The 20869-nt window shown below is 42.4% G+C and carries 21 protein-coding genes; 2 read left to right on the top strand and 19 right to left on the bottom strand.

The features are described 5' to 3' along the window. Nucleotides 1-22: 22 nt before the first annotated feature. From sufC to ABT997_RS09055, 5 genes are all read right to left on the bottom strand, one after another. A complete protein-coding gene (sufC, locus tag ABT997_RS09035; protein WP_350019196.1) occupies nt 23-793 on the bottom strand; it encodes a Fe-S cluster assembly ATPase SufC in 771 nt (256 codons plus the stop codon). Between the two features lie 86 nt (nt 794-879). Next, nucleotides 880-2037 carry a glycosyltransferase family 4 protein gene (locus ABT997_RS09040; RefSeq protein ID WP_125330093.1) on the bottom strand — a complete coding sequence of 386 codons (1158 nt, stop codon included), beginning with the start codon at nt 2035-2037 and terminating at the stop codon, nt 880-882. Then, the gene (gene mecA / locus ABT997_RS09045) at nt 2034-2780 is read right to left on the bottom strand and encodes an adaptor protein MecA (RefSeq protein ID WP_125330092.1); all 747 of its coding nucleotides are present in this window, start codon (nt 2778-2780) and stop codon (nt 2034-2036) included. The genes ABT997_RS09040 and mecA overlap by 4 nt, the downstream gene beginning before the upstream one ends. Before the next feature lie 166 nt (nt 2781-2946). Then, nucleotides 2947-3783: an undecaprenyl-diphosphate phosphatase gene (locus ABT997_RS09050; RefSeq protein WP_023022205.1), complete on the bottom strand. Its 837-nt coding sequence runs from the start codon at nt 3781-3783 to the stop codon at nt 2947-2949. Nucleotides 3784-3942: 159 nt separating this feature from the next. Then, nucleotides 3943-5850, bottom strand: coding sequence for a DUF2207 domain-containing protein (locus ABT997_RS09055; protein ID WP_125330090.1), 1908 nt, complete (start codon nt 5848-5850; stop codon nt 3943-3945). A 119-nt stretch (nt 5851-5969) separates the two neighbouring features. Here ABT997_RS09055 and ABT997_RS09060 point away from each other — a divergent pair, with 119 nt between their 5' ends. Together ABT997_RS09060 and ABT997_RS09065 are read left to right on the top strand one after the other, a co-directional pair. After that, a complete protein-coding gene (locus ABT997_RS09060) occupies nt 5970-7532 on the top strand; it encodes an ABC transporter substrate-binding protein/permease (protein WP_006594970.1) in 1563 nt (520 codons plus the stop codon). Next, entirely contained in the window at nt 7532-8272 is a 741-nt protein-coding gene (locus ABT997_RS09065; protein ID WP_009732258.1) for an amino acid ABC transporter ATP-binding protein, read from the top strand. Before ABT997_RS09060 ends, ABT997_RS09065 begins: the two co-directional genes overlap by 1 nt. Nucleotides 8273-8467: 195 nt before the next feature. Here the strand turns inward: ABT997_RS09065 and ABT997_RS09070 are convergent, their stop codons facing one another. The 14 genes from ABT997_RS09070 to ABT997_RS09135 form a co-directional block, all read right to left on the bottom strand. Next, nucleotides 8468-8683: a capsule biosynthesis transcriptional regulator gene (locus tag ABT997_RS09070; protein WP_006594972.1), complete on the bottom strand. Its 216-nt coding sequence runs from the start codon at nt 8681-8683 to the stop codon at nt 8468-8470. A 109-nt stretch (nt 8684-8792) separates the two neighbouring features. Continuing rightward, nucleotides 8793-9680 carry an SPFH domain-containing protein gene (locus ABT997_RS09075; protein ID WP_023022202.1) on the bottom strand — a complete coding sequence of 296 codons (888 nt, stop codon included), beginning with the start codon at nt 9678-9680 and terminating at the stop codon, nt 8793-8795. Nucleotides 9681-9741: 61 nt separating this feature from the next. Continuing rightward, nucleotides 9742-10992: a threonine ammonia-lyase IlvA gene (gene ilvA / locus ABT997_RS09080; protein ID WP_350019197.1), complete on the bottom strand. Its 1251-nt coding sequence runs from the start codon at nt 10990-10992 to the stop codon at nt 9742-9744. Nucleotides 10993-11207: 215 nt separating this feature from the next. Continuing rightward, on the bottom strand, nt 11208-12230 hold the full coding sequence (gene ilvC / locus ABT997_RS09085; RefSeq protein WP_350019198.1) for a ketol-acid reductoisomerase: 1023 nt from the start codon (nt 12228-12230) through the stop codon (nt 11208-11210). Between the two features lie 67 nt (nt 12231-12297). Continuing rightward, on the bottom strand, nt 12298-12774 hold the full coding sequence (ilvN, locus tag ABT997_RS09090; RefSeq protein WP_006594976.1) for an acetolactate synthase small subunit: 477 nt from the start codon (nt 12772-12774) through the stop codon (nt 12298-12300). Continuing rightward, nucleotides 12767-14467 (bottom strand): acetolactate synthase large subunit, encoded by a 1701-nt coding sequence (locus tag ABT997_RS09095; protein WP_350019199.1) that lies wholly within the window; start codon nt 14465-14467, stop codon nt 12767-12769. Before ABT997_RS09095 ends, ilvN begins: the two co-directional genes overlap by 8 nt. A gap of 185 nt (nt 14468-14652) precedes the next feature. Further along, nucleotides 14653-15252 carry a response regulator transcription factor gene (locus ABT997_RS09100; protein ID WP_120701243.1) on the bottom strand — a complete coding sequence of 200 codons (600 nt, stop codon included), beginning with the start codon at nt 15250-15252 and terminating at the stop codon, nt 14653-14655. Between the two features lies 1 nt (nt 15253). After that, a complete protein-coding gene (locus tag ABT997_RS09105; protein WP_006594979.1) occupies nt 15254-16351 on the bottom strand; it encodes a sensor histidine kinase in 1098 nt (365 codons plus the stop codon). Next, nucleotides 16348-17088, bottom strand: a complete 741-nt coding sequence (locus ABT997_RS09110; RefSeq protein ID WP_006594980.1) for an ABC transporter permease — start codon at nt 17086-17088, stop codon at nt 16348-16350. Before ABT997_RS09110 ends, ABT997_RS09105 begins: the two co-directional genes overlap by 4 nt. Continuing rightward, nucleotides 17057-17974 carry an ABC transporter ATP-binding protein gene (locus tag ABT997_RS09115; RefSeq protein ID WP_350019200.1) on the bottom strand — a complete coding sequence of 306 codons (918 nt, stop codon included), beginning with the start codon at nt 17972-17974 and terminating at the stop codon, nt 17057-17059. The genes ABT997_RS09110 and ABT997_RS09115 overlap by 32 nt, the downstream gene beginning before the upstream one ends. Further along, nucleotides 17961-18158, bottom strand: a complete 198-nt coding sequence (locus tag ABT997_RS09120; protein ID WP_006594982.1) for a hypothetical protein — start codon at nt 18156-18158, stop codon at nt 17961-17963. Before ABT997_RS09120 ends, ABT997_RS09115 begins: the two co-directional genes overlap by 14 nt. Continuing rightward, the gene (locus ABT997_RS09125; RefSeq protein ID WP_350019201.1) at nt 18155-18346 is read right to left on the bottom strand and encodes a hypothetical protein; all 192 of its coding nucleotides are present in this window, start codon (nt 18344-18346) and stop codon (nt 18155-18157) included. Before ABT997_RS09125 ends, ABT997_RS09120 begins: the two co-directional genes overlap by 4 nt. Before the next feature lie 126 nt (nt 18347-18472). After that, nucleotides 18473-19042, bottom strand: a complete 570-nt coding sequence (locus ABT997_RS09130) for an SP0191 family lipoprotein (RefSeq protein ID WP_006594984.1) — start codon at nt 19040-19042, stop codon at nt 18473-18475. A gap of 162 nt (nt 19043-19204) precedes the next feature. Next, a complete protein-coding gene (locus tag ABT997_RS09135) occupies nt 19205-20869 on the bottom strand; it encodes a DAK2 domain-containing protein (protein ID WP_006594985.1) in 1665 nt (554 codons plus the stop codon).

Raw genomic sequence — 20869 nt, forward strand, 5'->3', positions numbered from 1 at the left:
CTGTTCAGTTGTTGACACAAGATTAGAGTTCTTCTTTGTAGTCGTAACCTAACTCTTCTGCTAATTTCGCGTATCCTTCACGCTCCAAACGCACAGCAAGTTCAGGACCACCTGAAAGGACGACACGACCTTCCATCATCACGTGAACCACATCAGGAGTAATGTAGTTTAAAAGACGTTGGTAGTGGGTAATAATCATGGCACCAAAACCTTCGCCACGCATTTCATTGACCCCTTTTGAAACCACTTTAAGGGCATCGATATCCAAACCAGAGTCAATCTCATCAAGTAGAGCAAACTTCGGTTCCAACATCAACAATTGCAGAATTTCATTGCGTTTCTTCTCACCACCTGAGAAACCTTCGTTCAAATAGCGTTCTGCCATTTCTTCCTTCATATTGAGGAGTTCCATTTTCTGGTCCAATTTAGTGATGAAATCACGAACAGAAATTTTTTCGTCCTCTTCTTTGCCTGCATTCATGGCTGCACGAAGGAATTCAGCATTGGTAATTCCTGGAATTTCTGATGGGTATTGCATAGCCAAGAAGAGCCCCATACGAGCACGCTCATCCACTTCCAACTCAAGGATATTTACTCCATCAAATAGAATTTCACCTTTGGTGACTTCATAGTTTGGATTCCCCATGATAGCTGCAGATAGGGTTGATTTCCCTGTCCCGTTAGGTCCCATGATAGCTGCAATTTCCCCTATTTTAAGGGTCAAGTTCACGCCTTTTAAAATTTCCTTGCCTTCAATTTCTACATGAAGATCTTTAATCTCTAATACTGACATTTGTATTCCTTTCTGCTATAGAGTTTTGTCTTATCTAGTATAACAAAAAAAAGCCTAAAAGGCTTTTCTCATGTTTAGAATCGTTCTTATTTAGTCTTGTTTTTTCTATTTTGTCGAACTTCCTCTCGATAGGCAGAATTCCCTATATAGCGTAAGCAATTGAGGAGCGGACTATGGTGAGGACCTAGGACTCCAATCAATTCTGCTAAGAGCTCCACCCCTAATACCAAACCGATGACAAGAAGAACCCCGCCAATACGAGTAGAGATATTCAACAAAAGAGAGATCATAGCAAAAATCATCGAAATCCCATAGATAACCAAAACGGTTCCGCGATGCGTTAAGCCCAAAGAAAGTAGGCGATGGTGCAAGTGATTCCGATCTGGCGCATAAAACTTCTGACCAGAGAGAGTCCGACGGACAATTGCTAAAAAGGTATCCGTAATTGGAACTCCCAAGATAATCATCGGCGTAACAACCGCAACAGCTGTCGCATTCTTCAGACCTTGCAAGGACAAAACAGCGATCATAAAACCAATGAAGAGGGCTCCCGTATCCCCTAAATACAGAATCGCTGGATGATAATTAAAAGGGAAGAAACCAGCAATGGCCATGACTAAGACAAAAATCGTCATGGTCAAGAAGAGATTGGGCACTGGGAGAAAGAAATGAGAAACAATCCCCATCGTCACCAAGGAAATAATCGAAACCCCACTGACCAGTCCATCTAAACCATCAATTAGATTGACAGCATTGGTAATCGAAATGATCCAAATGACTGTTAAAATATAGGACAACCAGGGATCAAAATGAAGAAATGGCCCACCGAAAGGGATCTTAAAATCATCCAAGCGAAAATCTGTAAAGAACCAAATCACACTAGCCCCTAGGAAAATCCCCAGCATCTTTAACCGCGGTGATAATTCTTTTATATCATCAACTAAACCAGTCAGGCCAATGATCCATCCTCCAACGACAACTGGCAAAGTATAGGTCAGATAAGATGTCTTAGCTACATAGTCTTTGGTAATCATCGGCAACAAAAGTAAAGTCGCAATGGTAAAAGCAAGAAGAATGGCTAAACCACCAGCGCTAGGCATGGGTTTCTTATTGATCCGACGCGCATTTGGATAGTCTACAGCATCTATTTTAAAGGCCAATAACCTCACAAAGGGAGTTAGAATCAAACTGATCAAAAAAGTTGCAATCAGGACCAGGATAAATTGTAATGGAAAAGTAATCATACCAAATTAACCTTTTGAAGTTCGTGAATAGCCTCTGAGACGAGCAAGAGATGACCATGTTCCTGGAGGACAGCTCTAGTAGTATCTGTGTCTTCCGCATATTCACGCATGGTTGCCAAGAGCCAACCTGGATAATCTTGCGGACAACCTTCCAAATCAATCAAGACGGTTAAATAATAAACCCCATCCATTTTATAAAGTTCCGAAGTCTCGACCGCATAATGAACTGTTTTTGTAAACCGAATCACTTCTTCTAACTGAGAAAACTGGAGGATATAATAAATATACCGTGTATCTACTGGATGATTCGGCGTATCTTCTTCTGAAAGCTGATTCTCATCAGCCAATTCCTCAGCTTCTAAATGACGGATAGCATCGCCATCTCCCTTACTCTTTTCAGAGATGGTTTTTTCCAAGGTCTTGATAAATTCGTCTGGAGACATTTGCGACAATTCTTCCATATCAGGCAAGTCGGAAAAATCTTCAAAATTCAGATGCTGATCAATTTTTGATTTGGTCACAAAAACATCGAGCTTATCCGGCTTAGGAGTCACTCGGAAACTTAACATGCCACTGTCTAAGAAACTTTCTGGCATTTCCAATTCATCTAAGATGGTATAGAAAAATTCTTCTGTTTTTTCTTGAGGCACCAAAAAATCGGCCATTTCCATGCCTCGTTCTTCTAAATCCTCTAATTGAATCGTGATTTTAATTGTTGAATCACTGATTTGCTTCATCTTCATGACTGCACCTCATACTGTTAGTCTTTCTATTATACTAAAAAGAGACATATTTTTCAAAACATGACCCCCCACCTCAGATATGGAAAAACCTTAAACAAAAGAGCACTTCTTCTCCCCCTCAAACATAGCCATTTGAAGAGAAAGAAGAAGCACTCCTATCTCATGATTAGATAAAGATTTTAATCACTGCATAGACCAGCAAAATCGCTCCCAAAACAATCCGATATTTTCCAAAAACTGTGAAGTCATGAGTTTTGACATAATCCGTCAAGAAGCGAATCGCTACCATACTGACTCCGAAGGCAACTGCCATAGCGACCAAAAGGATCGTCCCTTGGCTGAAGCTTAAAGCATTTCCTCCCAAGACAAACTTAGCGACCTTTAATAGGCTAGCTCCAAACATAGCAGGAATCCCCAGATAGAAGGTAAATTCTGTCACAACGGAGCGGCTAACTCCATTAACCAAACCACCTACAATCGTTGCACCTGACCGACTGGTCCCTGGGAAAAGTGACAAGACTTGGAACAAACCAATATAGAGAGCGGTCTTATAAGGTAACTTATGTAATTCCGTCACTTCTGGCTCTACCTGCTCCCGTTTTTCAAGGTAAATAAAGGCCCAACCATAGGTGATCAGCATGATGGCTACAGAAAAAGAGTTATGAAAATGAGCTTCAAACCAATCATCCAATTTAAAGACAAAGAGCAAGGGTAGAGTCGCCACAGCAACCTTGGCCCACAATTGCCAAGTCCGTCTCACCTCTTTTTTCGATTTCCCAGGCTTAAATGGATAAAGCTTGTCGAAATAAATCACGACGACAGCCATAATGGCACCAAGCTGAATCACGACATTAAACATCTCCATAAAGGCAGGATTTTGATCCTTAAACTGGATAAAGTCTTGAATCAAAATCAAATGACCTGTACTTGAGATTGGAAGCCACTCAGTGACTCCTTCAACGATTCCAAAAAGAATCGCTTTTATCAGTTCAATGATAAACATCTTCTTCTCCTAAACTTACATTTGCTATATTATAACACATTTCTAGCTATAGAACCAGATGCGTTTGCAAGGAGGCGAAGACTAAAAAAGTGAGGTAGATTCCACCTCACTTCTATAAAATTGTAAATACAACTGTGGTTAGCTAGCACTTGTGCGACTCTAAAAAGCACCGAAGCCACCGCCACCACCGCCACCAGAGAATCCACCACCAGAACTACCGCCCGAAGATACTGTGAAATGACTAGCGGTTGTCGCGGTCGTTCCATAAGTAGACAAGAGATGACTGGAATGGATCAGATTACTACGAAATGGAGTGTAGACATAGGCATCCATACTTGGGTTATCCAAGTGGATTTGACGAAGCTTCATCACTTTACTTACTTGATCTGCAAAACCAAACAGAGTAGCATAGACTAATAAGCGGTTCCATAAAACCAGTGATTGAACTTCTGCTTCTTCCAAATGAGCGATATCCCGCAACATATTACGGAAGCTATCCCAGTAATAGCGCTGCTCTGCACCGATGTCCGTTGGGACTCCATCCCGTCGATAGAGGCTAAACTTTCCTTGGAAGGATGCCGGAAGAATCCACATTACCAACACATAGATCACACAAAAGATAGAGAGCCAATTCAAGATGAAATAAGAAATTAGACCGGCTACCAAAGCAATGCTCCACGCAGCCCATCCAAAAAAGAGACACATACGGCCTGCACGTTCCTCCCCTATCTCTAAAGGACGGTAGTAAGGAGAAAGAGCAAAGGTTTGGATCTTTTGTTGAACTGCCTGAGCAACACGAGAAATCGCTGCATCAATTCGATCTTGCGCTTGTTTTCCTCGCTTGCGAATGGCATCTTGCTCTTTCTCAGAGGCATATTTATAGAGAGAATCCGAAATTTCATAATCTGAAAACAAGTCATCTGTTCTACAATATTTTTGAGAACCGAAAGCAAGTCTAAGAAACTCGTGCTCAAATTCATCCAATGTATCTTCATTTTGAATCGTTAAAACTGTATGAGTGTCGTATTGCTCACAGATGATATTTTTTCGATCAATCAAATCAAGTAAGGTTGCTTGCACCAACTGATCAAATTTAAAGGCGCCACGAGCGTGTTTTTTGGTTGGAGAAATCTCATCTAGCTCTGTAGAGTATACAATCGAGGCCATTAGTAGAGGCGCAACGTCATTTGGAATCTCATACAAGCGGCTATTTTTCGGGAAAACTCTGGTAGAAGTCACAGATTTCATGAATCGATGACGACAATAAATAGCGAGAAGAAGGACGAACAGAATAAGGATTGGGAGTAGGACCTTCATAAATAGGCGAATCCAGGTCCGTTTTTGAACAATTCCTGCTTCCGTCCGATGATAGTTGGACTCCTCCATCAAGCCTGTATCTCTATCTGATTCCCCAAAGGAAGCTATATCCGATTTCCGCCAGTAAGCATAAATCTCAACACCTTCTTTTCGTTTCAGATTCTCTAGAGTAGCCTTATAGTTTGCTTCTTCTTTCTGAACAGTTGGCTCAGCCCCCATATAAGCCGTATGGATATTCAGTTCCGATTTCGAGGCGGCTGTAGCAAATTTCGGGATAACCTGTAACTCTACTTTTTTGACCTCTTGATCCCCATCACTAATCGGCTTCCAGTTCAACAACAGGATATCCTGGTGAACATAGAGCAGGTTTTTTAAGCGCCAGGTAACCTTTATCTTGACAGTATCCCCTGCACTTCCGCCGTTATAAATCTTTACCTGATAACCATCGCCTAAATTTTGAACTTCTGGTTCTTGCGACAAGGTTCTACCTTCCACTTCCACCAAAGGAGGAATTACTATTTCAAAACCTTGAGGCATTTTACCTGCACTTCCCAAGGTGACATATTGACCATTATAGGAAGTTGTAAAATGATAGACCAATTCTTCCTCATAAGTAGCATCGTCCCAAGTGTCCAAGGTTAGAGTCCCCCGATAAGACTGAATCTCGTAGGAAGGACCATCCGCTTTTACAAGACCTGTTACAAATAGACAGGCCATCACTGCAAATAGAACATACAGTATTTTTTTCATTTTCCTATACTCCTTTGGTTTATTATAGCATTTTTTCATGAAAAGGCTATCAGGTTTGAAAAGTAGACCAATTTCCTGTACAATAAGATGATACTATTTATAAAGGAAGAGGAGACTACATGAAAAAAACAATTTATGCTCTCTTTACAGGACTTCTTTTGTGTCTGGGAATGAGCCACATTGTCAAAGCAGACGAATATCTCCGGATTGGAATGGAGGCTGCGTATGCCCCTTTCAACTGGACCCAAGAAGATGATTCAAATGGAGCTGTAAAGATTGATGGTACCAACCAATATGCCAACGGCTACGATGTTCAAATCGCCAAAAAAGTTGCTGAGGGACTAGGTAAAAAACCTCTAATTGTAAAAACATCTTGGAACGGTTTAATCCCTGCCCTCACTTCTGGGAAAATCGATATGATTATCGCTGGGATGAGTCCTACTGCTGAGCGTAAGAAAGAAGTCGCTTTCTCTAATAGCTACTATACCAGTGAGCCGGTCATGCTGGTGCGTAAAGACGGAAACTATGCGAATGCCACTAGTCTAGATGACTTTAAGGATGCAAAGGTCACCTCTCAACAAGGGGTCTACCTCTACTCTCTCATCTCCCAACTCAAGGGTGCAAAACAAGAAACTGCAATGGGAGACTTTGCTCAAATGCGTCAAGCTTTAGAATCCGGCGTTATCGATGCCTATGTTTCTGAGCGTCCAGAAGCCTTGACAGCTGAATCCGCTAATTCAAAATTTAAGATGATCCAATTCAAAAAAGGTTTTGAAGTTGGGGAGGAAGATGCTACCATTGCTATCGGGATGAAGAAAGGTGACACTAGAATTGACCAAGTCAATGCGGCACTAGCGAAAATTTCATCTGAAGACCAAGTCAAACTCATGGATGATATGATCAAGAAACAACCCGCTTCCAGTGATGCTAGCGATGATGAGCAGACTTTCTTCAGCCAAATGATGAAGATTTTGAAAGATAATGGCCCTCAGTTCTTACGTGGAACTGGTATGACCCTCCTCATCTCCATGACAGGGACCATTGCTGGTTTGATCATCGGTTTGTTAATCGGTGTCTTCCGGACTGCTCCTACGTCTAAAAACAAGGCCCTCGCCGCCTTGCAAAAATTCTTTGGTTGGTTCCTCAATGTCTACATTGAAATCTTCCGCGGAACTCCGATGATCGTTCAATCCATGGTTATTTTCTACGGTTCAGCCCAAGCCTTTAACATTTCCCTGGATCGTACCTGGGCCGCCATCTTTATTGTTTCCATCAATACAGGGGCTTATATGAGTGAGATTGTTCGGGGAGGAATCTTAGCAGTAGATACTGGCCAATTTGAAGCAGCGACTGCTCTGGGGATGACCCATGGACAAACCATGCGTAAGGTCGTTCTTCCTCAGGTAGTGCGCAATATCTTGCCAGCAACAGGTAATGAATTTGTCATCAACATCAAGGATACATCGGTCTTGAATGTTATCTCTGTGGTTGAACTCTACTTTACAGGAAATACGGTCGCAACTCAAAACTACCAATACTTCCCAACCTTTACTATTATTGCGGTAATTTACTTTATCCTGACTTTCACCATCACCCGTATCCTTCGATACATCGAACGTCGCTTAGACTCTGATACCTACACAACTGGTGCCAATCAAATGCAAGTCAAAGAGGTGAAATAATGGCAGAAAAAATACTTGAAATCAAACACTTAAAAAAATCCTACGGTCAAAACGAAGTTTTGAAGGACATCTCTCTTTCTGTTGAGAAGGGCGAAGTTATCTCCATCATTGGGAGCTCTGGTAGCGGGAAATCTACCTTCCTTCGCTCCATTAATCTCTTAGAAACTCCGACTGATGGAGAAATCCTCTACCGGGGACAGAACGTTCTTGATCCTGATTACGATCTCACCCACTATCGGGAAAAATTGGGCATGGTTTTCCAAAGCTTCAATCTATTTGAAAACTTAAATGTCTTGGAAAATACCATTGTGGCACAAACAACCGTTCTCAAGCGTGATCGTGAAACAGCAGAGAAAATTGCTAAAGCGAACTTAGAGAAAGTTGGCATGGGAGAACCTTATTGGGCTGCTCGTCCAAAACAACTCTCAGGCGGCCAAAAGCAACGGGTGGCTATCGCTCGAGCCCTTTCTATGGATCCTGATGCCATTTTGTTTGATGAACCAACCTCAGCTCTGGACCCTGAAATGGTCGGAGAAGTTCTTAAAATTATGCAAGACTTAGCCAAAGAAGGCTTAACCATGATCGTGGTAACACACGAAATGGAATTTGCACGAGACGTCTCAAGTCGTGTGATCTTTATGGACAAGGGGGTCATCGCTGAACAAGGTGATCCGAAAGAAATCTTTACCAATCCAAAGGAAGAACGGACCAAAGAATTCTTACAACGTTTCTTAAACTAAAACAAACTCCCTCACTGGAAATCCTTCCGATGAGGGAGTTTTTCAATACTATCAATTGAAAGAAAGATTCCACACATAAACTTGTTGAAATCCTTTGATAGATATGAAGAAAACTAGTGATACTTTCCTACGATATCCTGATTTATACTATATAAAAAGAAGGGAAGCTTTTCCCCTTCTTTTTTATATGTAAGATTAATTTTCGAATTTTTGATGATTCTTATCATAAAAATCGATCAAGCCAAGCGCAGTTTCAAACGAAATGTTCTTCACTTTTGCACGACCTTGCGCAAGTGCAATGATAGACATTTCACGGGCGTTCGTTTCTTTACTAATACGATAGCCAGTGATTTTTTTATCACGTACCCAACCAACAACTGATTCCACTTTTTCGAAGTTCGATTTAGCCATGATTCTTCTCCTATATTATTATTTCCAATACTAATATAAAATTTTTTACATATTTTGTCAACCATAATAGCTGAAAATACGAACAATTTTAAAAAAGTCAGATATTTTGTTATTTAGCTTTTAAAGCTGAGAGGATTTGGGTGCGAATATTCTCTACGCCATCCGGATTTGCTGGCAAGAAGAGGGTATTGGTGCCTTGTTTTTCTGCAAAATTATTCAAAGTATCCAAATATTGGTTGGTCAAAAGAATCGACATGATCTGTTCTTCTGTCAAATTCACATTGGTGTCTTTCAATTCCTTGATAGAATCTGCCAAACCATCTACAATGGCCTTCCGTTGCTCTGCAATACCGACCCCGTGAAGGCGATCTTTTTCAGCTTCTGCTTCGGCTGCGGTAACAATCTTAATCTTATCAGCTTCAGCCAATTCTTGGGCAGCCACACGTTTCCGTTGAGCAGCGTTGATTTCATTCATTGACTGCTTCACTTCAGCATCTGGTTCAACTTTAGTAATCAAGGTTTTTACGATAATGTAACCATAGGTCGACATTTCTTCAGCTACTTGTTTTTGAACCTCAAGGGCGATTTCATCTTTTTTCTCGAACAATTCATCCAAGGTCAACTTTGGAACAGATGAGCGCAAGGCATCTTCGATGTAAGATTTGATCTGAGCTTCTGGGCGCATCAATTTGTAGTAAGCATCCGTTACATTGTTTTCATTTACGCGGTATTGTGTCGCTACATTCATGGTAACGAATACATTATCCTGTGTCTTAGTTTCGACTACAATCTCGCTTTGCAAGAGACGCAATTGCACACGCGCCGCAATTTTATCGATTCCAAATGGTGCACGGACATGAATTCCACTGTTGCTGATCTTTTGATAGCGTCCAAAACGCTCAATAATCGCAACAGATTGTTGTTTCACCACATAGAGCGAGCTAATGAATACAGTAGCTCCAACTACTAGAATAGCCAATAGAAAAATCCAAATCATTTCCTGATTCTCCTTTATATTTTATTTACTTTTTAGAAGTGATTCTTTGTTAAAGAATCCATCATACCAACATGTTATAGAGGGTTTCATTTCCATTCAAGTTAATGAAAGAAGGGTCAAATTGTTCAATCCGATTGATCAGTCCTGCATAGTCATGCTTATCTGCCAAAGCGACACCAATCAAGACTGGCCCAGTCCCTTTACTTGCCCGTTTGATGTACTCAAACCGCGTGATATCGTCATTTGGACCTAAGATATCATTTACAAATTCTCGAAGAGCTCCTGGACGTTGCGGGAAGTTGACGATGAAGTAGTGTTTGATACCATCATAGATTAAGGCTCGCTCTTCCATCTCTGGCATCCGGTTAATGTCATTGTTCCCACCAGAAATCACACAACAAATGGTCTTCCCTTTGATATACTCTCTCAATACTTCCAAAGCTGCAACACTGGCAGCTCCAGCTGGTTCTGCAACCAAGCCTTGCTTAGAATAAAGATCAATCAAGGTTTCGGAAATCAAGCCCTCGTTGACGCCAATCAAGGTCTCAACATTTTTTTTCGTTGCTTCATAAGTCAGCTGACCAACCTTTTGAACAGCAATCCCATCCGCAAACTTATCAATCTGTTTGAGTTTTACTGGACCTCCGGCTTCAAAGGCTGCCTTCATAGACCGAGCGCCATCTGCTTCGATCCCAATCACCTCGATTTCCGGCGCTTGTTCCTTAATGTAGGTGGATACTCCAGCGATGAGACCACCCCCACCAACTGGTACTAAGACAGCATCAAAACCAATTGACTCTTTTTTAGCTTCCTCTAGAATTTCATAGGCTACAGTTCCTTGACCCGCTTGGACATTGGCATCATCAAATGGATCAATGAAGGTACAGTTTTTAAGTTCAGTATATTCCTGCGCCGCCTTAGAAGAAGCATCAAAGGTATCTCCTACTAATTTAATGGTCACATACTCTCCACCGAAGAAACGAACCTGGCTAATCTTTTGCTGAGGCGTCGTAATCGGCATAAAGATAGTTGCTGGGATTTTCATCTCTCGGCAGGTGTAGGCAACTCCTTGAGCGTGGTTGCCCGCAGAAGCACAGACTACTCCTCGCTCTCTCTCTTTTTCATGTAACTGAGAAATCGCGTAGTAGGCTCCACGGATCTTAAATGAACGAACCCGCTGAGCATTTTCCTTCTTTAAGTAGATTTTCGCTCCATACTTTTCGGATAAATAATGATCATAATCTAAGGGAGTCTCAACAACCACACCCTTTAAGACCTTGTGGGCTTTTATGATATCTTTCGATGTTATCATAGTCTTCCTCTTCTTCTCCTTATTTCATCTAATTATATCAAAAGACTGCAAAAATTTCAGCGTGTTTTCCAAATTTTCAGAAAAATCACCCAAAATGCTCGATATGGCACGTCTCTTCATACAGATTCTGCTAAATGGTTGAAAACACCTTCCAATCCATCTCTGCTATTGATGAAAAAGAAGTTGGGATTTCTCCCAACTTCACCATCACCTCATTAGTTATAGATTTTAAAGGCGTCGTCATCATTTTTTCCAACGAATGGCATTGCTTTACGCAATTCAGCACCAACTTTTTCGATTTCAAGGTTAGCCGCTTGTTCACGGTAAGCAGTCAATTTTGGACGACCAGCTTTGTAGTCGTTCACAAAGTCGTTGGCAAATGTACCATTTTGGATGTCCGCAAGAACGGCTTTCATGTTTTCTTTCACTTGCTCAGTAATGACACGTGGACCTGACACGTAGTCACCGTATTCAGCAGTGTTTGAAATTGATTGACGCATTTTCTTGAATCCACCTTCGTAGATCAAGTCAACGATGAGTTTCATTTCGTGAAGTACTTCGAAGTAAGCCAATTCTGGAGCGTATCCAGCTTCCGTCAAGACTTCAAAACCAGCTTCGATAAGGGCAGTCAAACCACCACAAAGAACAGCTTGTTCACCAAACAAATCTTCTTCCGTTTCTTCTTTGTAGGTTGTTTCCAAAAGTCCTACACGTGCTGAACCAACACCTTTACACCAGTCCATAGCGATGTCTTTAGCATTACCTGTAGCATCTTGGTATACTGCGTAAAGTGCAGGAACACCAAATCCTTCTTCATACGTACGGCGAACCAAGTGACCTGGTCCTTTAGGCGCACACATGAAGACATCAACATCTGCAGGAACTTTAATGAATTCGAAGTGGATGTTGAAACCATGTGCAAATCCAACAGCATTTCCAGCTTCCAAGTTTGGAGCAATTTCTGCTTCGTACAATTCTTGTTGGATTTCGTCTGGAGCCAAGATCATGATGACCTCAGCCAATTTAGTTGCTTCTGCTACTGTGTAAGTATCAAAACCATCTTCTTTTGCTTTGTCAAAAGATTTACCTGGACGTACACCGATGATCACATCATGACCTGAGTCACGCAAGTTTTGAGCATGGGCATGACCTTGTGATCCATAACCGATCACGGCAATTTTTTTACCGTCAAGTGCTGCTACTTTTACATCTTTTTCGTATTCCATTTGAACTGCCATAGTTTTTTTCTCTCTTTTCTATTTTTATTGCCTCTTAGGCGGTAGTAACTATTTTGAATGGTGGGCTTTAATCGCGGGTAAAGCCAGTTGCACCCGTCCGTGCAACATTCTTAATCCCATAAGGACGAATGACACGCAAGAGAGCTTCGTTCTTCTCTGCATTTCCTGTCATCTGCACGGTGATGGAGCTTGGAGCCACGTCTACCACAGTCGCGCGGAAGGGCTGGATAATGGCCAGCAATTCTGCCCGTTTCTCTGCAGGCGCTGAGACCTTGATCAGAATCACTTCACGCTCGAGGTGAGGTTTATCTGTAATATCTCGAACGCGAATCACATCGACCTGGCGGTTGAGTTGCTTGATGATTTGTTCCACTTCATCATGAGACGCGACGTCAATGATAATAGTAATCCGTGACACATTGGGATTTTCTGTCGCCCCTACCGAGATACTCTCAATGTTGACTTGGCGTCTAGACAAGACACCAGTAAAGCGATTAAGAACCCCAGAGCGGTTTTGAAGTTTGGCTGTTAACATTCTACGCATTAAACTTCACTCCCAACATCTCATGATTGCTCTTACCAGCTGGTACCATTGGTAAAACGTGCTCTTTCCGAGAAATGTCGATCTCGATGAACATTGGTACATCTTCGGTAATGACTTCCAAATCTTTCTCAAGGGTTTCAGGATTATCAAATTTGTAATTCTTAATCCCATAGGCTTGCGCCATCAATTGGAAATCTGGCAAGGTTTCAAAGACTGACTCTGATGTCCGCCCATCATAGAAGGCTTCTTGCCACTGCCGAACCATCCCAAGTGAATGGTTGTTGAGCATGATGACCTTGATTGGGATCTTGTAAACATTCAAGATTGCCAATTCTTGATTGGTCATCTGGAAGCCACCATCTCCGACAAAGAGCACAACTTCTTTATCTGGATTGGCAATCTTAGCACCAATGGCGGCTGGCACACCGAATCCCATGGTTCCTAGACCACCAGAAGTCACCAACTGTCGTTCATTTTGATATGGGTAGTACTGAGCTGCCCACATCTGGTGTTGGCCAACGTCTGTCACAACGATGGCATCCCCTTTGGTCAACTCACCCACGCGTTCAATAACTGCTTGGGGTTGGACCACGCGTTCTTTCTTATCGTAAGAACGAACCCGATTTTTATCTTGGGTAACTTTCTCAACCCATTTCTCCGTATTGGTATGAACCACTGGCTCTGCTAACAATTGTTTTAAGGCTTTTTTGGCATCGCCAACGACTGGAATATCGACTGCAATGATTTTACCAATCTCTGCTGGGTCAATATCAATGTGAGCGACTTTGGCATTCTTCGCAAAGGTCTTTGGATTTCCCGTCAGACGATCATCAAAACGACAACCGATGCTAATCATGAAATCTGCTTCTGTCATAGCAATGTTGGCCGCAAAAGAACCGTGCATGCCTCCCATCCCAAGGAAGAGAGGGTGGCTGGTTGCAATCGTCCCCTGTCCTAGAAGACTAGTTACCACAGGGATCTGATAGCGTTCTGCTAAGGCTACCAATTCGTCCGCCGCTTCTGCATAGCTGACGCCACCTCCAGCCAAGAGGACTGGTTTCTTAGCCTTGCCAAGTTGCTTCAAGATTTTCTTAATCTGTAATTCATTTGGTTCAATAGTCGGCTGGTAACTTGGAATGTTAACGGCCGGATTGTAAATATAATCAGTTTCTAGGGCAGAGACATCTTTTGGAAGGTCAATGACGACAGGGCCTGGACGCCCAGTTGTCGCAATATGAACTGCTTCCGTGATAACCCGTGGAATATCCGCTGTCTCACGTACTTGGTAATTGTACTTGGTAATCGGCATGGTAATCCCAACAATATCTGCCTCTTGGAAGGCATCCTTCCCGATCCCAGAACGGTTGACCTGACCAGTAAACACAAGAAGAGGAACACTATCACTCATGGCATCCGCAATCCCTGTAATGGCATTGGTTGCTCCAGGTCCACTTGTGACGACGGCCACACCCAGCTTCCCAGTTGATTTGGCATAGCCTTCAGCCTCATGCAAGCAGCCTTGTTCATGTCGGCCAAGAATGTGTTTGATCCCTTTAAAACTATAAATAGCATCATAAAGGGGCAAAACCGCTCCACCTGGGTAGCCAAAAATGGTATCAATCCCAAGATCTCGAAGCGTTTCTAGCACAAGCTCTGAACCTGTCTTTGCAGTTTCTAAGGTAATTTTCTCCATGTCTCTCCTTTCTGTTTCTTTGATTATCAAATGAGCATGCTACTATCATACCATTTTTGGAAAATAATTCAAGTAAAAATCACAAATTTTCTGAATTTTCTATCCAAATCCGATTAATGAGAGTTGTCCTAAAAAAGAACAATCCAATCAAAAAAGTCTCTAGGAATCCTAGAAACTTTGCTTGCTTATAGCCATCCCTTTTCTTGGGCTATCTTTGCTGCTTCCGTCCGATTTTCTGCATTCAACTTGGTCAGAATAGCCGACATATAATTGCGGATAGTCCCGTTAGAGAGAAATAAACGATCAGCAATTTCTTGATTAGAAGCTCCCTTTGCAACTTCTTTTAGGACTGCTTGCTCCTGAGAGCTTAGAGGATTGGGATGGGTTAGGATTCCCTCCATTAATTCAGGAGAATATTCTTTTTGCCCTGCCAAAACCGTATGAAGTGTTGCCATCAAATCTGTAATGCGACGTTCTTTTAAGACATAGGCATCGACTCCAGCCTTGAGGGCCCGCTCAAAGTAACCCGGTCGTTTAAAGGTGGTAACGATGACAACCTTGAGCTGGGGTTGTTGACTTTTGGCCCATTCCAACACTTCTAGTCCTGTTTTGATAGGCATCTCAATATCTAAAATAGCAATATCAACTGGATGGGTTTCGAGTAAGCGAATGGCTTCTTGCCCATCTCCAGCCTGCAAGACTTCTTCTACATCCTCTTGCAAAAGCAGGAGCTGGCAGAGGGCATCGCGCAACATACTTTGGTCTTCTGCAACTAATAAGCGCATCTTATTTCCTTTCTTGATAGGGGATCCGTATTTCTATGCGGGTCGGCTTGTATTGATGACTGATATCCAGCTCTCCTCCCAACAAGGCAATCCGTTCGCGGATTGAGTGCAGGTCCTTATCCGAGACCTTATCAAAGCCGATACCATTGTCTTCTGCGACCATTTCTACCCCTGTTTCGGTGGAGCGATAAGTGAGAAGGGCTTGCGTCGCTTTGGCATGTTTGATCATATTGGTAGCTAGTTCCAGAGACACCATGGCCAGAGCAGACTCTAGAACCGGCGAGATGCTAGCTGTATCGAGATTGTTTTGGATCTCCACTTTGACTTGCGCCACTTCTAGCATTTGCTTGACGGTTTCCAGCTCTCTTGCCAGGGTTCGCTGCTTCAAGTTCTCCACAATCTCTCGGACTTGGTGCATGGACTCTTGACTAATGGCTTGAATCTCTTGCACCTGCTCCTGCGCCTTCTCAACCTGACCCAATGCTAAGAATTGATCAACCAGGTCTGCCTTGACACTGAGCATAGCAAAGGTGTGGCCCAGACTGTCATGCAAATCACGGCCAATCCGATGGCGCTCGTTTTCTGCCAGCAAGAGATTGATCTGGGCATTTTGCTTGGCATGGTCAGCTTTCAACTCTTCCATCATCCGAATCCGAACCATGCCGTAAGTCATGGCATGGGTAAAAAAGAAAATGATGATTAAAAATACCCATTCATACTCCATCGCATTCTGTCTGAAAAAGATAACTCCAAAAAGTAGGAATTGCGATAGAAAAACTGTCCAAAGATAAGGAGAGCGAAAATTGCGAATCTCAAAATGATAGACTAACAGGTTACTGATGAAGAAATAAAACCAAAAATAGTTGGCGTTAATAAAAAGAGTATTTCCTGCTACATAGGCTAGGAGGTACAGCCAATAAATCCAGATCAGCTTTTTGTTTTCAGTAATCAAGATTCCTAGATAGGAAGCAATAAACAAGAGGGCTAAAAAGAAGTGCCAGTAGGGAACCTCACCCAATAAAATAGAGATAAAGGGGAATCCCATAAAGACTAGGCTAGCGTAAAACATATAATGAATACGCTTGAGTTTTTCAATCATGCACGAACCTCAGAATGACGGCGATAGACGATGACAAGGGTAAACAAGACCAAGGTAAACAAGGTTAAATAGAGACTAGCAAAGCCATTGACCTGCCCCTTATTTAAAAAGGTCTTGATCAGTTCCATCAATTGATAGGTTGGCAGGCATTTACCAATAGCTTGCATCCATTCTGGAAAGACACTAATGGGCATCCATAGGCCACCCATGACAGCCAGTCCCATATAGAGGAGATTGCCCGCAACCGACATCAATTGACTAGAAGGAAGCAAGGTCAAGACCAGACCGATAGCTACAAAAGCTAGACTTCCTAGGATGAGAAGGAAGGCTGCTAAGACCCAATCCTGTAGAGACATGTTCACATGCCGCACCACATGACCCACGGTAAAGACGACCCCAATGGATAGGAGAAAGTCTACAAAGAGACCCGCAACCTTTATTAGATAATATTCTACCATAGATACCGGGGTATGGCGCAAGACTTTTTGCCAATTATTGAGTCGATCGGTTTCAAGAACTGTTGGAAAGGAAAATAGAGCCGTAGACATCATGGAAAAAGCCGTCATGGAGAGAAGATAATCCCTCATAAAGTGAGCGGGTGCCCCTGGTGTGTCCTGGTACATCCCTGAAAAGAAGAGATAAAAGGCCGTGGGCATCCCTATTGATAATAAATAATAAATGGCTTGGCGTCTGGTCAAATGCCACTCAACCACGCCGAGAGCTTTCATGCGTTTCATCTTCTCTACCTACTTCCTTTGTATTTTCAAAAATAGAATCCAATAAACTTCGATTGGTCACTTCGATCTCTTGGATCGAACAGCCTTCTTCTTGCAATCGAGTCCACAAACGATTGGCATCACCTGTCACAACTTGAAGGGCATCCGGTTTGACCGTCACTTGACCAATTCCGTCCATCCCTGCCACTAGAGCTTGGTATCGCAAAGGCAGGGTAAAATGTTTTTCTACCTCTTCACTTCTCATAGCTAATGGCGTCGTATCCCGAAGCAAACGTCCCTGATGCAAGACCAAGATCCGATCAGCTGTATGCTCTACTTCCTCAATGTAATGGGAAGAATAGACAATGGTGACGCCTTGTTCCTTTAAATCCCCGACAATCTCCCAAAAGCGTTGGCGAGTGGACGTATCCATGGCAGCCGTCGGCTCATCCAAAAACAGAAGACTGGGACGACCAATCAAGGTCAGGACAAAGGATAGGAGACGTTTTTGCCCACCAGACAGCTTACTGGCCAACTGTTTCTTTTGTTCTAGACTAAATCGCAATAAATCATCGATTTCATTGACCGTTAAAGGGTTGGGATAAATAGAGCGAAAGAAACTGATCAATTCCTGCACGGTTAACTTTTGCACGATAGCATTCTCTTGAGGGAGATAAGAAACGCTGGTCTTTAACTGAGGATGACCAGGAGCTTTCCCCTCTACTTCAATGATTCCAGAAGTCGCCTTTCTATCTCCTAGGAGGCAATTCATCAAAGTCGTCTTCCCTGCTCCGTTAGGCCCAATCAAAGCCAAACAGTCTCCCCGTTCAACCCTGAAAGAAAGATCTTCTAGAATCACTTTTCCTTTAATACTTTTCTTCAAGTTCTCAACTCTAATGACACTCATGGTGCTCTCCTTTCAACCAGACTTGGCCAGCTGGAATGATGACATAGACGACCAAGGTCACTCCCCAAACCGTTTGGAAAAACCAGCTAGGAAAATAAGCAGAAAACCATCCCGTCATAACCTCTGTTGCCCAAAGGACCAAACACAGAGCAGCTACCAATCCAATTTCAATTTTCTTTTTCATTGCTCCATCTCCTTTTTAACAGCCTTGACCATTTTTAGCCCTTCTTGAACTGCCCAGCTCATGATGCCAATCCCAGCAAATAATTCCCAAGGGAAATGGTAATAGAGGGTATCATCCTTTGAAAAGATCAAATAGACGACCATCCCAACCACTGTTAACGTAAACACTTTATAGAACCATTGTTTCATTTTTCCTTACCTCTTACTTTCTGACTTTATTATAGCGAAAGGATTAACAGGCTACTAGATGATTTTGTCACTGGCTGACATGACAATTGTCATGGAAAATAAAAAAGGCCGGACAAGAGTCCGAACCTATGGTGCTGGCGTTTCTTCTTTGAAACCGTGGAGTTTTAATCCTGTGAAAACAGTCGATGCCTTGATGTCTTTTAGGTCACCGATACCAAGATCTTTAAAGTAAGATAGGTCTTTAACCTTGTCCCAATCAATGGTTTCCATATCAACAGAGACCGTTGAGGCTAATTTTTTCTCTGGAGTGACCTTATATTCGATACTGAAGCCAGCCATGTCTTTCAAAGCCGTGTATTCTGAATCTGACTGCAAGCCTTCATTAATAATTTTTGTCATCTCTTCAGGACTTAGATTAGCTGAGTTAGTAGCAATTTTTTCTGGCAGGGCCGATAAAACATCTAACTTCAACTTTTGAACCTTATCACCTTTTGTCGTGATGGTGTAGCGATGTTGATTACCATTGATTTCAGCAGTGAGAACCTTGGTTTCTTCCTTTGCCTCACTTGTAACAGTTTCACTTTTTTCTATCGAAGTAGTGGTTGAGCTTTTTGATGTTTCTGTGGACTGGGACTTAGTAGCACAACCTGTCATCACAAAAAGCAAAGCTCCTAAAAAGCAGATTACCTTTTTCATGTGCTTTTTCTCCTATTTCTATTTTTCTAAAGTATAACATATCAAACAAAAATTGTCTAAAAACACCTATCTAATCGCTTTCATAAAACTTTTTTTATCAAAAAAAAGAGCCAAAAAATCATTTTTTTGGCTCTTTTTCTTTCTATTTTTGAAATTTTTTGATTATTCGACGCTAAACAAATATGGGTAAACCGGTTGATTTCCTTGATGAATTTCGACTTCGACATCTTCATATTTAGCCATCAAGTTTTGAGCCAACTCATTGGCTAGATCTTCTTGACCATCTTCACCGATATAGATAGTCACAATTTCACTATCTTCGTCCAACATCTTGTCAAAGGTAGCAGTCAAGGTTTCCATCATATCTGGATTGGAAACAACGATTTTGCCATCGACCATTCCAAGATTGTCGTTTTCATGGATTTCAAGACCATCAATCGTGGTATCCCGAACGGCTGTCGTCACACTACCTGATACAACATCTTCCAATGAAGCGCTCATGCGTTCGTAGTTTTCTTCGATAGACTTGCTCTCATCAAATGCTAGAAGGCTGGTCAATCCTTGAGGGATGGTCTTGGTCTCTACAACAGCTGCAGGTTGTTCAATGACTTCTGCTGCAGATTGAGCAGCCATCAAGATGTTTTTATTGTTTGGCAAGATAATGATATTGCGCGCATTCAACTCTTCAACAGCTTTGACAAAGTCTTCTGTTGATGGGTTCATAGTTTGACCACCAGAGATGATGTAGTCCACACCTTGCGCTTTGAAGATATCCGCTAATCCGTCACCCGCAACGACTGCAATAATAGCATATTCTTTTGCTTCAGCTGGTTTCGCTTGACGCTCTTCTTTTTCAACTTGTGCTTCGTGCTGGTTGCGCATGTTGTCGACTTTTACCTTGACCAAGCTACCATATTTCAATCCTTCTTGCATAACAAGACCTGGATCTTCAGTATGGACATGGACTTTGACGATTTCGTCATCATTAACCACTAATAGAGAATCCCCAAGATTGTTCAAATAGTTACGGAATTCGTCGTAGTCAAAGTCTTTGACATAGGTTGGGCCTTGTTTCAAAGCGACCATGATCTCTGTACAGTAACCAAAGGTGATATCTTCGGTTGCCACATGGCCCGCTACGGACTTGTGGTGCTCTGCGTTGATCATTTCTGACATAGTTGCTGGAGTCGCCACAAATTCTTCAGAAGCGATAAATTCTCCTGTCAAAGCTGATAGGAACCCTTCATAAATGAAGACCAAACCTTGACCACCAGAGTCCACTACACCAACTTCCTTCAATACAGGAAGCATATCTGGTGTTTTGGCAAGAGCTGTCTTAGCTCCTTCAAGGGCCGCACGCATGACTTCGACAGCATCATTGGTAGATTCTGCTTTTTTCTTGGCACCGATGGCAGCACCACGAGAAACGGTCAAGATGGTTCCTTCTACAGGCTTCATTACCGCTTTATAGGCTACTTCAACCCCTGCTTGAAAGGCTGCCGCAAGAGCTGCACCATCCAATTCATCCTTGTCTTTGACACTTTGAGAAAATCCGCGGAACAATTGTGACGTAATCACTCCTGAGTTTCCACGCGCTCCCATCAAAAGCCCTTTCGCAAAGATATTTGCTGCTTCTCCAACAGTTGAAGCAGAGCGATCGGCTACTTCTTTTGCACCATTTTCAATGGTCATCCCCATATTGGTTCCAGTATCACCGTCTGGTACAGGAAAAACGTTCAATGAATTGACATACTCGGCTTGTTTATTTAAGCGAGTAGCCCCTGCTTGGACCATTTCTTGAAATAAACTAGTTGTAATTTTAGACAC

Source organism: Streptococcus australis (assembly GCF_040226615.1).
Lineage (GTDB): Bacteria > Bacillota > Bacilli > Lactobacillales > Streptococcaceae > Streptococcus > Streptococcus australis_E.

Excerpts from the sequence above, each read along its gene's own strand:
- ABT997_RS09130 (WP_006594984.1), bottom strand. The coding sequence starts at position 19,042 with ATGAAAAAGGTAATCTGCTTTTTAGGAGCTTTGCTTTTTGTGATGACA.
- ABT997_RS09120 (WP_006594982.1), bottom strand. The coding sequence starts at position 18,158 with ATGAAAAAGAAAATTGAAATTGGATTGGTAGCTGCTCTGTGTTTGGTC.
- ABT997_RS09115 (WP_350019200.1), bottom strand. The coding sequence starts at position 17,974 with ATGAGTGTCATTAGAGTTGAGAACTTGAAGAAAAGTATTAAAGGAAAA.
- sufC (WP_350019196.1), bottom strand. The coding sequence starts at position 793 with ATGTCAGTATTAGAGATTAAAGATCTTCATGTAGAAATTGAAGGCAAG.
- mecA (WP_125330092.1), bottom strand. The coding sequence starts at position 2,780 with ATGAAGATGAAGCAAATCAGTGATTCAACAATTAAAATCACGATTCAA.
- ABT997_RS09095 (WP_350019199.1), bottom strand. The coding sequence starts at position 14,467 with ATGGAGAAAATTACCTTAGAAACTGCAAAGACAGGTTCAGAGCTTGTG.
- ABT997_RS09125 (WP_350019201.1), bottom strand. The coding sequence starts at position 18,346 with ATGAAACAATGGTTCTATAAAGTGTTTACGTTAACAGTGGTTGGGATG.
- ilvC (WP_350019198.1), bottom strand. The coding sequence starts at position 12,230 with ATGGCAGTTCAAATGGAATACGAAAAAGATGTAAAAGTAGCAGCACTT.
- ABT997_RS09065 (WP_009732258.1), top strand. The coding sequence starts at position 7,532 with ATGGCAGAAAAAATACTTGAAATCAAACACTTAAAAAAATCCTACGGT.
- ABT997_RS09105 (WP_006594979.1), bottom strand. The coding sequence starts at position 16,351 with ATGATTGAAAAACTCAAGCGTATTCATTATATGTTTTACGCTAGCCTA.
- ABT997_RS09110 (WP_006594980.1), bottom strand. The coding sequence starts at position 17,088 with ATGAAACGCATGAAAGCTCTCGGCGTGGTTGAGTGGCATTTGACCAGA.
- ABT997_RS09055 (WP_125330090.1), bottom strand. The coding sequence starts at position 5,850 with ATGAAAAAAATACTGTATGTTCTATTTGCAGTGATGGCCTGTCTATTT.
- ABT997_RS09040 (WP_125330093.1), bottom strand. The coding sequence starts at position 2,037 with ATGATTACTTTTCCATTACAATTTATCCTGGTCCTGATTGCAACTTTT.
- ABT997_RS09070 (WP_006594972.1), bottom strand. The coding sequence starts at position 8,683 with ATGGCTAAATCGAACTTCGAAAAAGTGGAATCAGTTGTTGGTTGGGTA.
- ABT997_RS09100 (WP_120701243.1), bottom strand. The coding sequence starts at position 15,252 with ATGCGCTTATTAGTTGCAGAAGACCAAAGTATGTTGCGCGATGCCCTC.
- ABT997_RS09075 (WP_023022202.1), bottom strand. The coding sequence starts at position 9,680 with ATGATTTGGATTTTTCTATTGGCTATTCTAGTAGTTGGAGCTACTGTA.
- ABT997_RS09060 (WP_006594970.1), top strand. The coding sequence starts at position 5,970 with ATGAAAAAAACAATTTATGCTCTCTTTACAGGACTTCTTTTGTGTCTG.
- ilvA (WP_350019197.1), bottom strand. The coding sequence starts at position 10,992 with ATGATAACATCGAAAGATATCATAAAAGCCCACAAGGTCTTAAAGGGT.
- ABT997_RS09050 (WP_023022205.1), bottom strand. The coding sequence starts at position 3,783 with ATGTTTATCATTGAACTGATAAAAGCGATTCTTTTTGGAATCGTTGAA.
- ilvN (WP_006594976.1), bottom strand. The coding sequence starts at position 12,774 with ATGCGTAGAATGTTAACAGCCAAACTTCAAAACCGCTCTGGGGTTCTT.